This window comes from Streptomyces sp. CB09001, from assembly GCF_003369795.1.
Taxonomy (GTDB): domain Bacteria; phylum Actinomycetota; class Actinomycetes; order Streptomycetales; family Streptomycetaceae; genus Streptomyces.
In genome coordinates this window covers 4,304,968-4,316,714 of record NZ_CP026730.1, presented here as the reverse complement: position 1 = coordinate 4,316,714, position 11,747 = coordinate 4,304,968, and the positions used below count along the sequence as shown (strand labels likewise).

The window sequence follows — 11,747 nt, the reverse complement described above, 5'->3', positions numbered from 1 at the left end:
GCCCGGATCAGCGCTTGTCGGGCGCCCGCCGGGCGCGGTGCGCACGGACCTTCTCCCGGTTGCCGCAGTGTTCCATCGCGCACCAGCGGCGGCGGCCGGGACGTGAGGTGTCGACGAACAGCAGGAAGCAGTTGTGGGCACCGCACTCACGGATGCGGTTCGCGTACGGGCCGGTGAACAGCTCGATCGCGTCGCGGGCCACCGTCGACAGCAGGCGCGACCCCGTGGCGCCCGGCGCCCAGCCGCGAGTGCCGTCCGGTTCGAGGCGGGTGACGAGCGGGGGTCCGGCGGCGGCGGCGTTCACGGCTTCCAGGTGGTCTCGCTGCGGCGGCCGTCCGTGGGCGCGGTCGGCGGCGAGGAGGAAGAGGGCGTCGCGCAGGGTCCTGGCCCGTGCCACGTCCGTCCCGTCCATGGACAGGTCCAGCCCGTCCGGCAGTCGGCTGCGCCCGGCCCAGGTCATCAGGTCGGCGGGCTCGTGCAGCACCTCCCAGCGCGCGAAGGCGCCCGGCCCTCCTGTCGTCAGCAGTTCGAGGCAGAGCGCACCCGGGTCGAAGCGGTACGGCCTGCCCTCGCGCGACACCAGCGTCATTCCGGGAGGACGGTCCGGGGCCGGCTTCGGCGATTGTGGGAGTTCCAGCGATTCCCCTACCCGCTCGCTCATGCAACCAGTATAAGTGGTTACATGACTTCGACCCCACGTCCCGCTCCCCTGCACATCAAGATCGTCGTCGATGCGGCGGCTCCGCACGCGCAGGCGGACTTCTGGGCCTCGGCCCTCCACTACGAGGTGGAGGACAACAGTGCCCTCGTCGAGAGGCTGCTGGGCTTCGGGGCGGTACCGGCGGAGCTGACCGTCGAGTCCCACGGCCGCCGCGCCTGGCGCGACCTGGCCGCCGTGCGCCACCCCGACGACCCCTTCCAGGAGGAGAGCGGCGCCGGGCTGGGACGCCGACTGCTGTTCCAGCGCGTGCCGGAGGCCAAGTCCGTCAAGAACCGGGTCCACCTCGACGTGCACGCGCCGGACGGCGGGCGCGAGGAGGAGGTGGCCCGGCTCCAGGCACTGGGGGCGAGCGTGCAGCGGCAGGTGAAGGAGCCGGGCGGGGAGTGGGTGGTGATGACGGACCCCGAGGGGAACGAGTTCTGCGTCCACTAGGGCCGAGGCCGTCATCGACGACACGGCCCTGGACCGCAACGGCGACGCCATCGCCCACGCGGTCCGGGAACTGTCGCAGTAGGGCGAGCGGTCCCGCGCGGACACCGGCCCGTCGACGTCAGCCGACCTGGGCGCGGGCGCGTTCGGTGAGGCGGCCCATGCGGGTGCGGGCGGACTCCAGCTGCTCGGCGTCCTCGGCGGCCGGGCCGTCCTCGGCGGCCAGTTCGGCCCACAGGCCGACCAGGTCGGTCCCCAGCTCCAGGCCCCGTGCGGGGTCGCGTACGGCACGCCAGGCGGTCGCGGCGCTCTGGACGTTGCCGTACGCGGCCTCGGCGTCGCCCGAGCGCCGGTGTATCCGGGCCAGGTCGAGGGAGAGCTGGAAGGCGCGGTCCGGGTCGCCGGACAAGTAGGCGATGTACGCGGTGAGTTCACGGAGCCGGAGCACCTCGGCGTGCTCCGGCCCCAGCGTGCGCGAGGAATCCGCCACCGTCTGTTCCGCCAGCCGCGCCGCGACCTCCGTACGCCCCTCCTTGACGGCCTCGTTGATACGGGCCGTCGGCTCCGCGAGCAGGGCGGGGACGGTGGCGTCGCCGGGTGCGGTGAGCGGCGCGTCCCCGAGCACGGCCTCGGCCACGGCGTCGAAGCCGCGCGCCGGAGTGGGCCTGGGGTCGGGGTCGGAGTACGGGTCGGGGCGGGGGCCGAGGTCCGGGGCGGGGGCGGGCGTGGACGTGGGGGCGGGCGTGGGAGCGGGGGCGGGCGTGGGAGCGGGAGCGGGAGCGGGAGCGGGGGCGGGGGCGGGCTTGGGCGTGGCTTCCGGCACGGATGCCGGCTCGGGCACCGGCGTCGGCTCCGGTGCGGCGAACGGACCGTACATCGGCCGCGGCGACGCGTCCTGCGCGGCGCCGGTCGTGGACGCACCGTCCATGCGGGGCGGCGGCCCGAACTCACCCGTCGGCGGCGCCACCGTGCCGGGCGGCGTCACCCGGGCCGGCTCCGGCAGGGCGCGCAGCGTGAAGGTCGGCGCGGAGGCGCTGCCGGACCGCTCCCGCTCCGGCCCGGGCACCGCCGGCAGCGGAAACGTCGGCGTGCCGTCCCGGACCGGTACCACCGAGCGCAGGACGTGCGTGGGCCGGTCGTACCGCACGGGTGCCTCGACGGATGCCTCGACGGGCGCCTCCATGGCAGCCTCCATGGCAGCCTCCTCGTGCGCCTCCTCCGATGCCGTCGGCACCGGGTCCGCGGCGAGGTGACTCGAGCCGTCCGGGTCGACCCGGAGGGGGACGGAATAGCCGATGCGCCGGTCGTGGATCGTGGCGAGGACAGGATGACCGGCGGCGAGGGCGAGGCGGTGGAGGCGGTTCAGGACGGCGTTCTGGATCTCCTCGCCCGGGGCCGCGACGACCAGTGAACCGTCGACCGAGGCGGCACCGCGTGTGCCGGAGTCGCCGTCCGGCACGCGGACGTCGATCGGCGTCGTCGCGGGACCGGGCGAGCCGTCGGCGCGCTCGTGTTCCCGCTGCTCGTCGCGGCCGAGTCGAGACATCGTTCCCCCACTCATCGGCGGCTTCCGTCGGCGGTTTCCGTTCCTGCCGTCCAGAGCCTGTCATGCCTGTTGTGCACCTACTGTCGAGTCTCTCCGCTCGCTCCCGATTCTCACGTCACCGGGGTGTCACAGGCTCGTTCCAGGAGGTCACGCCGCGCGATGACCGCACCCACATCAACCTTGGGGTCCTCATGAGGACCTGCGGCCCGACAGCGACCACACACGCCCCACGGAGGGCAACGCCGGCCTGCTGCGCACCCCCGGCCTCGACTTCAAGGCGAACCTGGCCGGCCGCACCCTGTGGGGCGTCACCGCGCTCGCCCACGAGGAGCGGGAGGTCGCCGACCCGCTGACCGGCGCCCTGAACAACTCCGCGGCGCACATGGGCAGGCTCCCCCACTCCCGGCCCTTGACCGCGTCGTGACTACGCGGTGATGTCCTTCGTCGTGAACCGGGCCCAGGCCGCCGAGCCGAAGACCGCCGCGTAGAGGGCCTGGAGACCGAGGTTCTTCACCAGGTCGTCCCAGTAGACCGGTTCGCGCATCACGTCGGCGAAGGAGAGCCAGTAGTGCGAGAAGAAGTACGGCTGGAGGGCGTCGAGCTGGGGGATCTGGTCGAGGATCTGGACCGTGATCAGCAGTCCGACCGTGGTGGCCATCGCCGCGATGCCGCTGCCGGTCAGAGTGGAGACGAACAGGCCGAGAGCCGCGATGCCGACCAGTGAGGCGGCCACGACCACGGCGATCAGCAGCGCCCGTCCCAGACCCTCGGCATAGGTGATCCGGGTGCCGGAGATGGTGGTCAGGTCGCCGACCGGGAACAGCAGCGCGCCGACCGCCAGCGCCGAGACCGCGACCACCAGGGTGGCGGCGAGGCAGAAGGCGATCACCGTCGCGTACTTGGTGAGCAGCAGCCGGGAGCGGCCCGCCGGGGCGACCAGGAGGTAGCGGAGCGTGCCCGCGCTCGACTCGCCCGCGATCGCGTCGCCCGCGACGACGCCGATGGCCATCGGCAGGAAGAACGGGAGGGTCGCGGCGAGCGCGGTGAAGACCAGGAACAGCCCGTTGTTGCTGATCTGGGAGATGAACGCCGGTCCCTCGCCACCGCCGCCACCGCCACCGAGCGAGGACCCGTCGCTCGTCTCGATCTTCACCGCGATGCCGACCAGGACCGGCACGGCGGCGAGCACGGCCAGCAGGGCGAGGGTGCGCCAGCGCCGGAAGGTGGTCAGCAGTTCGCTGCGGAACAGCCCGAGGGACCACAGCGGACTCGGGGCCCGCGCGGCAACCGGGTCCGGCACCGCAGGCGACACCGTGGCCTCGGACTCTCCCACCGGCTCGCCCCGTACCTCAGCCCGCGACATCGAAACCCTCCCCGGTCAGTGCCACGAACGCGTCCTCCAGCGAGGCCCGTTCCACAACGAAGCCCCGGACCCGGACGCGGGCCGCGACCAGCGCCGCGTTCAGCTCGGCGAGGTCGCGCTCCGGCGGCTCCGCCGTCACCCGGTCCCCGTCGACGACCACGTCCGCGGCCCCCTGCTCCTTCAGCACCCGGGCGGCGTCGCCCGCGTCCGGCGTGGTGACCACCAGCCGGCCGCGCGCCCCGGCCGCCAGGTCGGCGACCGAGCCCTGGGTGATCAGCCGTCCCTGTGCCATCACGGCGGCGTGGGTGCACACCTGCTCGATCTCGTCCAGCAGGTGGGAGGAGAGGAAGACGGTGGTGCCGTCGGAGGCGAGTTCGCGCACGAGGGTGCGGATCTCGCGCATGCCCTGCGGGTCGAGTCCGTTGGTCGGCTCGTCCAGAACCAGCAGCCGGCGCGGCTGGAGCAGCGCCGCGGCGAGACCCAGCCGCTGCTTCATGCCGAGCGAGTACGCCTTCGCCTTCTTGCCGCCGGCGGCCGCGAGGCCCACCCGGTCCAGCGCCGCAGCGACGCGCTCGCGACGGGTGCGCGGGTCGGCGGTCGGGTCGGCGGCGTCGTAGCGCAGCAGATTGTCCCGCCCGGACAGGAAGCCGTACAGGGCCGGGCCCTCGATGAGGGCGCCGACCCGGGGCAGTACGACGCGGGACGCGCGCGGCATGGGCCGGCCGAGAACCCGGGCGCTGCCCGAGGTGGGTTCGATCAGCCCCATCAGCATGCGGATGGTGGTGGTCTTGCCGGAGCCGTTGGGCCCGAGGAAGCCGAAGACACTGCCCGCCGGGACGGTCAGGTCCAGACCGTCGACGGCGAGTTGTCCGCCGCGGTAGCGCTTGGTGAGCCCGCGGGTGGCGATGACGGCGTCATCCGCGCGGTCCAGGCCCGGGCGCTCCGGCTCCGTGGCGGACGCTTCGGCCATCGGCTCCCTCTTTTCGTCCTCTTGGCCGTACGGGTGGGGTGCTGCGTGCGTTCTACTTCGCGGCGTCGGCCGCCTTCACCAGGGCGTCCTTGGTGACCGCACCGGCGTAGACCTTGCCGTCGTCCGTGATCAGGGCGTTGACCAGGCGGGTCTTGAAGACCGTGCCCGAGCCGAAGTCGCCCTTGACCGGGTCGCCGAAGGAGCCCAGGAAGCCACCGAGGTCGCCGAGGTCGCCGCCCGCGGACGCCGTGGGCAGGCCGCCCCCGGCCCCGGTGTCGAAGGCGGCGATCGCGTTCCAGCCCTCGCCGATGACCTCGAGGCCGTCCATCCCCTTGGCGAGACCGCCCTCGGCCCCGCGCCCGCGCTCCGGGACCTTGGCCCGCTCGCCGGCCTCGTCGGCCTCGGTGACCTTGGCCCCCTCGGGCGGCATGAAGTCGAACGTCGACGCGTCCGGCTTGGCGAAGCTGACCTTGGTGAAGCCCACGTCCACGACGGCGGCGCCGCCGCTCGCCGGGGTCAGGGTGAACTTCAGCGGCGTGCCGGTCTCGGCGTCCACGGCCACGGTGATCGCGCCGACCGTGGACCCGTCCTGCTTGGGCTCGACGACCAGGCGGTAGGCGTCCCGGCCCGCCACCTGCGCGGTGCCGCCGACGGTCACCGACGTCGTGTCGTCGACCGCCTTGAGCGCCTGGTCGGCGAAGTCCTTCGGGGTGGCCGGCACGTCCTGGCCCGACACGTCCTTCTCCGGCCGCTCGGCGCTGCCGGCGGCGGTGGAGTGGTAGACCTCGTTGGACCGGCTGTCGTAGCCCCAGACGTCCTTGCCGTTGTGGATCAGGCTGTACTCCGCGGCGTTCTCCAGCAGGGACAGCTTCTGCCGGTCGGGGCCGTCGGCCGCGACGCGCAAGGTGTGGCTGCCGGACACCAGCTCGGTGAGCTTGGCCGACGGGTCGGCGGCGGAGCCCTCGTCGTCGCCGGAGCCCGAACCTCCGGACATCCCGGACATCAGGCCGCTCTCCAGCCCGCCGAGGTCCGGCAGACCCAGGTCGGTGTTGATACGCACCGTGCCGGACAGCTGCTGGACGTCCGACTTGGCGATCTTCTCTATGAGCTGCTCCGCGGTGACCTTCGGCAGGTCGGGGTCCCCGGAGTCGGCGAGTGCGGGGACGAGCCCGATCGTCGCGGCCGCCACTCCCATCACCGCGACCGGGACGACGTACCGCGCGGCCTTGCGCCGTCCGGCCCGCAGCTCCTCGCCCTCCCCGGCGGTCGTGTTGTCGTCGGAATCGATCGGTGCCATGTGTGCCCTACCTCCGTCGTCGGCGGCGGCTGTCTCGCGACCTCGCACTCGTTCACCCGTGAGCCGCCATTCTCACCCGAATCGGTGAGGATTGGTGTTTTTCCGTGGTGTCCATCTGACCAAATCGCCGGAGCACACGCGTCAGACCGCGGGCTCAACTCCGCCTACTCCTGCGGGATGACACGCAGGGGTGCCGACTCCTCCGGCCCGTAGGGGCCGACGACGGACCGTGGGGCCGACCACTGGCCGTGGAGACAGCGACGGACCGTGGGGCCGACCACTGGCCGTGGAGGCGGCGACGGACCGCCGGGGGCGGTCAGCCGGCCCGGTGGACCACGGCGTCGCACAGCTCCACCAGCGCGGCCTTCGCATCGCACTCCCGCAGCGGGGCCAGCGCGGCCCGGGCCTCCTCGGCGTACCGGACGGTGTCCCGGCGGGCCTGCTCCAGCGCGGGGTGGGCGCGCAGCAGGCGCAGCGCCTCGGCGTGCCGCGCGTCGTCGCTCAGGTCGGAGTCCAGCAGCTCGCACAGCGCGATGTCCTCGGCGAGCCCCAGCCGGGCCGCCCGCTCGTGCAGCCGCAGTACGGGCAGGGTGGGGATGCCCTCGCGCAGGTCCGTGCCGGGCGTCTTGCCGGACTCGTCGGAGTCGGAGGCGATGTCCAGGACGTCGTCCGCGAGCTGGAAGGCGACGCCGAGCCGCTCGCCGTACTGGGTGAGGACGTCCACCACCGTCTCGTCGGCGCCGGACATCATCGCGCCGAACCGGCAGGAGACCGCCACCAGGGAGCCCGTCTTGCCGCCCAGCACGTCCAGGTAGTGGTCGACCGGGTCGCGGCCGTCCTGCGGGCCGGCCGTCTCCAGGATCTGACCGGTGACCAGCCGCTCGAAGGCGAGGGCCTGGACGCGGACCGCCTCGGGACCGAGGTCGGCGAGGATCTGGGAGGCTCGGGCGAACAGGAAGTCGCCGGTGAGGACCGCGACCGAGTTGCCCCAGCGGGTGTTCGCGCTGGACACCCCGCGCCGCACGGCGGCCTCGTCCATCACGTCGTCGTGGTACAGCGTGGCGAGGTGGGTCAGCTCCACGACCACGGCCGAGGGCACGATCCCGGGGGCGTAGGGGTCTCCGAACTGGGCCGAGAGCATCACCAGCAGCGGCCGGAACCGTTTCCCGCCGGCCCGCACCAGGTGCTGGGCGGCCTCCGTGATGAACGGCACCTCGCTTTTGGTTGCCTCAAGCAACCCTTCCTCGACAGCAACCAATCCGGCCTGGACATCGGCTTCCAGAGCCTGGTCCCGCACGCTCAGCCCGAACGGCCCGACGACGGTCACGAGGGGTCTCCTGTCTGCTGGTGTCTACTGGCGATTACCTGGTTTGTCGATAGGTCGCTGCCACCACTCAAGTCAGCGTATCCGGTCACGTTTCGATCACCGCTAGCGCCCACCGTTACAGGCTGGTCGGTATCGGATCATGAACGGTATGTTTTTGATCAGGTGATATGAGCAGATTTTGATTGATATCGCCAGAGGGGACGAGCCGGAGCCGGAGGGCGAACGGGCCGGAGCCGCCACCGAAGATCCCATCACTCCTCCCAACGGCCCGCACTTCGAGAACGTCACCCGACAGACGCACCCACCCCTCTCCCGCCCCCTTCCCCACCTCCTCCCCCTCCCCGCTTCCCTCCCCTCCCCGCTCGACACCCGAAGCCGTCCCCACCCGCGGCCGGTTGGCTCCTAGTTGGGGTTAATGCCCTATTTGCCGTGCTTGTTGAAGCCAGTGAGTTGGCTCACTCCGGGCGCCCCGCAGGCAACCCCACCGAAACCTGTGCCCTCCCTTTGCCCCGCAAGCCAGTTGGGGATTGGCAACAGCAAAGGATCAAGGGCCCCAAAGACGTCAGACCAAGGTCAACAGGCATGTTGGGTGATTCCTGCACTTGTTCCGGACATGTGCTCTCGCATACGTTCCCGGCCTGTCGGGTGGACGCCGAATCCTGCCACCGCCCGTCGCACAGTCATCCACCCAACAAACTCGCAGGCAGGAGCGGGGGACCCAGGTAAGTCGCCGCACCGGTCACCACCGGAGCGGCTCGGGGTGAAGCCGTACCCGTCAGGGCACGGCCGGGCACCTCCCCGCCCGAACCCGACAGCTCACCTCGTAGGCGTAAGGAGAGGGACACCGCATGTCTGCCAACGGTCAGAACCGTCACGCCCGCACCAGCCGCCTCGCCCGAAAGCTCGCCGTCGCCGGCACCGGTGCCGCGGTGCTCGCGCTGCCGCTCATCGGCGCCACCACCGCTTCCGCGGCCACCCCGGCCGCCGCCACGACCGCCACCACGGCGGCCACGGCCTACCCGGACAACCTCGACGGCTGGATCCGCGAGTCGCTCGACATCATGGCCCAGCACGGCATCCCCGGGACCTACGAGGGCATTCACCGCAACATCATGCGTGAGTCCTCCGGCAACCCGCTCGCCATCAACAACTGGGACATCAACGCCATCAACGGCACCCCGTCCAAGGGTCTGCTCCAGGTGATCGACCCGACCTTCCAGGCGTACCACGTGGAGGGCACCTCCTGGGACCCGTACGACCCGGTCGCCAACATCACCGCCGCCTGCAACTACGCGGCCGACCGCTACGGCTCGATGGACAACGTCTTCAGCGCGTACTGAGCCGCGCCGCCGCGGCAGCGCACCAAGCGGTAGCGCATCAAGAGGTACCGAAGATCCGCTCGAGGACGACGGCCACGCCGTCGTCCTCGTTCGTCGTGGTGACCTCGTCGGCCACCGCCTTGAGTTCGGGGTGGGCGCCGGCCATGGCGACACCGTGGGCCGCCCAATGGAACATGGGGATGTCGTTGGGCATGTCCCCGAAGGCGATCGTCCGCCGCCGCTCCAGACCCAGGTGCTCGGCGGCCAGCGCCAGGCCGGTGGCCTTGGTGATGCCGCAGGGCTGGAGCTCCACCGTGCCGGGCCCCGACATGGTGACCGTCGCGAGCGAACCGACCACCGCGCGAGCCGTCGCCGCCAGTTCGTCGTCGGTCAGCTCGGGGTGGCGCAGCAGCACCTTGCTGATCGGCGTGGACCACAGCTGCTCACGCCGCTCGACGCGCACCGCGGGCAGCGTCGGGTGGGGCATCAGGTAGCCCGGCTCGATGAGCGTCAGCCCCTCGACGCCGTCCTGGTCCACGGCGGCGTGCACCTGGCCCACCTCGGCCTCGATCTTGCCGAGCGCGGTCTCGGCCAGCTCCCGGTCCAGGGTGACCGACCACAGCATCCGGTGCGCGCCGGCGTCGTACACCTGCGCGCCCTGTCCGCACACCGCGAGCCCCGTGCAGCCGAGCCGGTCGAGGAGGGGGCGCACCCTGGGTGCCGGCCGTCCCGTCACCACCAGGTGCCGCGCACCGGCACCGGCGACCCGCGCCAGCGCGGCCAGCGACCGGTCGGAGACGGTGTCGTCGCCTCGGAGCAGCGTGCCGTCCAGGTCGGTGGCGACGAGTGAGTATGCGGTGCGGTCCATGATCAGAGAATACGGACACCGCACCCGCCGGACTCACCCGTGACCGCTTCCGAACGAGGGCGTAACGAGTGCGCTCGAACCCGCACGGGGTTGCACGAGGACGCCCGATCATGTCCGGATCCTGACACATCATCGGCTAAAGCCGATTCAGGGCCTGTGCCCCGGTTGGCATCGGGATGGGGCGCTGCCCACCCTCCCGCGGTACTTCCTTTTGTTCAGGGGGGCTTGACCGGGGAGGCGCGCCTGCCGTCGAAGGCCCCTCCCCCGAGAACTCCTCCCCAAGACCTTCCGGCACCGCCCAGAGTGTCCCCGTTCGCGCCACTGCGCCAAGACCGCGTCCCGGGCGCCGCCGCCTCCGGCCGCACTGCCCAAGAGCGGCACGTCACCCGTAACGTGTGGCCCGACCACGTGTCACGCGACGCACACCGATCACGTGGCGCACACGGCGCGCACGGCGCACATGGCGAGCACGAAAGCGAGGCAGCACCCGATGCCCCCCTTCGATGTCCCCGAGGGCGACCCCTTCGGCCCGCACAACCTTCCGTACGGCGTGTTCTCGATCCCCGGCTCGGTCGACCGGACGGTGGGCGTACGGCTGGGCGACCACGTCCTCGACGCGGGTGCGGCGGCCCACGCGCTCGGCTCGCCGTACGGGTCGCTCCTCGCGCGGCCCACTCTCAACCCGCTGCTGGCGGCCGGGCGCACGGCGTGGTCGGACGTGCGGCGCGCACTGACGGCGTGGGTGACGGTCCCCTCCCACCGCGAGGCCCTTCAGCCGTTCTTCCACCCACTGTCGTCGGTGACCCTGCACCTGCCCTTCGAGGTCGCCGACTACGTCGACTTCTACGCCTCCGAGAACCACGCCCGCAACGTCGGCCAGATCTTCCGCCCCGACGCCGCCGACTCCCTCACCCCGAACTGGAAGCACCTCCCGATCGGCTACCACGGCCGCTCCGGCACGGTCGTCGTCTCGGGCACGGACGTCGTACGCCCGTCGGGGCAGCGCAAGGCCCCGGCCGACGCCGCACCCGTCTTCGGCCCGTCCGTACGCCTCGACATCGAGGCGGAGGTCGGCTTCGTGGTGGGAGTGCCGTCCGAACTGGGCAGTCCGGTCGCGCTCGGCGACTTCCGCGAGCACGTCTTCGGGCTCTGCCTGCTCAACGACTGGTCCGCGCGGGACGTCCAGGCCTGGGAGTACGTCCCCCTCGGCCCGTTCCTCGGCAAGTCCTTCACCACGTCGGTGTCGGCGTGGATCACGCCGCTGGACGCCCTGGAGGAGGCCCGGGTGGCGCCGCCCGAGCGCACGCACGAACTGCTGCCCTACCTGGACGACACGGACCCCGATCAGGACGACCCCGGCGGCTACGACCTGCGGATCTCCGTCGCCGTCAACGGCCACGTCGTCTCCGAGCCGCCGTTCTCCACCATGTACTGGACGGCCGCACAGCAGTTGGCCCACATGACGGTCAACGGCGCCTCGCTGCGCACCGGCGACCTCTACGGCTCGGGCACGGTGAGCGGGCCGACCGAGCGGGAGCGCGGGTCGCTGCTCGAACTGACCTGGAACGGCCGCGACCCGCTGGAACTGCCCGACGGCAAGCGGACGTTCCTGGAGAACGGCGACGTGGTGACCCTGTCGGCCTGGGCCCCGGGCCCGGACGGTGTCCGGGTGGGGCTGGGAGAGGCGACCGGGCGGGTGGTCGGTCCGGGGGCCGGACGAGGCGTCTGACGGTACGCCCGGGCGGGATGCGGGGCCCGTACGTCCAAGCCCGGTACGTTCGAGACCCGTACGCCCCAGGCCGGTACATTCGAGCCGCGTACGCCCAAGGCCGGTACGTTCGAGACCCGTACGCCCCAGGCCGGTACGTTCGAGCCGCGTACGCCCAGGTTCCGTACGCCCAGGTTCC

At 72.1% G+C, this 11,747-nt stretch carries 10 protein-coding genes, 1 pseudogene and 1 riboswitch; of the genes and pseudogenes, 4 read left to right on the top strand and 7 right to left on the bottom strand.

Going from position 1 to position 11,747, the window contains the following annotated elements; all coding sequences use genetic code 11:
- Positions 1–7: 7 nt before the first annotated feature.
- On the bottom strand, positions 8–589 hold the full coding sequence (locus C4J65_RS20125) for a CGNR zinc finger domain-containing protein (RefSeq protein ID WP_205351040.1): 582 nt from the start codon (positions 587–589) through the stop codon (positions 8–10).
- 93 nt (positions 590–682) lie between these two features.
- Here C4J65_RS20125 and C4J65_RS20120 point away from each other — a divergent pair, with 93 nt between their 5' ends.
- Positions 683–1,153, top strand: coding sequence for a VOC family protein (locus tag C4J65_RS20120; protein ID WP_115743650.1), 471 nt, complete (start codon positions 683–685; stop codon positions 1,151–1,153).
- A gap of 118 nt (positions 1,154–1,271) precedes the next feature.
- Here the strand turns inward: C4J65_RS20120 and C4J65_RS20115 are convergent, their stop codons facing one another.
- On the bottom strand, positions 1,272–2,696 hold the full coding sequence (locus C4J65_RS20115; protein ID WP_115743649.1) for a tetratricopeptide repeat protein: 1,425 nt from the start codon (positions 2,694–2,696) through the stop codon (positions 1,272–1,274).
- 193 nt (positions 2,697–2,889) lie between these two features.
- Here C4J65_RS20115 and C4J65_RS36740 point away from each other — a divergent pair.
- A pseudogene (locus C4J65_RS36740) lies at positions 2,890–3,084 on the top strand (flavodoxin); the annotation flags it as partial.
- 36 nt (positions 3,085–3,120) lie between these two features.
- Here the strand turns inward: C4J65_RS36740 and C4J65_RS20105 are convergent.
- The 4 genes from C4J65_RS20105 to C4J65_RS20090 form a co-directional block, all read right to left on the bottom strand.
- Positions 3,121–4,059, bottom strand: coding sequence for an ABC transporter permease (locus tag C4J65_RS20105; protein WP_240330475.1), 939 nt, complete (start codon positions 4,057–4,059; stop codon positions 3,121–3,123).
- Positions 4,046–5,029 carry an ABC transporter ATP-binding protein gene (locus C4J65_RS20100; RefSeq protein WP_115743648.1) on the bottom strand — a complete coding sequence of 328 codons (984 nt, stop codon included), beginning with the start codon at positions 5,027–5,029 and terminating at the stop codon, positions 4,046–4,048. Before C4J65_RS20100 ends, C4J65_RS20105 begins: the two co-directional genes overlap by 14 nt.
- A 52-nt stretch (positions 5,030–5,081) precedes the next feature.
- On the bottom strand, positions 5,082–6,326 hold the full coding sequence (locus tag C4J65_RS20095; RefSeq protein ID WP_115743647.1) for an outer membrane lipoprotein carrier protein LolA: 1,245 nt from the start codon (positions 6,324–6,326) through the stop codon (positions 5,082–5,084).
- Positions 6,327–6,642: 316 nt separating this feature from the next.
- A complete protein-coding gene (locus C4J65_RS20090; RefSeq protein WP_115743646.1) occupies positions 6,643–7,653 on the bottom strand; it encodes a polyprenyl synthetase family protein in 1,011 nt (336 codons plus the stop codon).
- 675 nt (positions 7,654–8,328) lie between these two features.
- A riboswitch (cyclic di-AMP (ydaO/yuaA leader) is annotated at positions 8,329–8,497 on the top strand.
- Between the two features lie 4 nt (positions 8,498–8,501).
- Here C4J65_RS20090 and C4J65_RS20080 point away from each other — a divergent pair.
- The gene (locus tag C4J65_RS20080; protein ID WP_003974365.1) at positions 8,502–8,993 is read left to right on the top strand and encodes a transglycosylase SLT domain-containing protein; all 492 of its coding nucleotides are present in this window, start codon (positions 8,502–8,504) and stop codon (positions 8,991–8,993) included.
- Positions 8,994–9,030: 37 nt separating this feature from the next.
- Here C4J65_RS20080 and C4J65_RS20075 read toward each other — a convergent pair whose 3' ends face one another.
- The gene (locus C4J65_RS20075; protein ID WP_115743645.1) at positions 9,031–9,840 is read right to left on the bottom strand and encodes an HAD family hydrolase; all 810 of its coding nucleotides are present in this window, start codon (positions 9,838–9,840) and stop codon (positions 9,031–9,033) included.
- Positions 9,841–10,330: 490 nt separating this feature from the next.
- Between C4J65_RS20075 and fahA the strand changes: the two genes are divergently transcribed.
- The gene (gene fahA / locus C4J65_RS20070; RefSeq protein ID WP_115743644.1) at positions 10,331–11,569 is read left to right on the top strand and encodes a fumarylacetoacetase; all 1,239 of its coding nucleotides are present in this window, start codon (positions 10,331–10,333) and stop codon (positions 11,567–11,569) included.
- Positions 11,570–11,747: the final 178 nt, after the last annotated feature.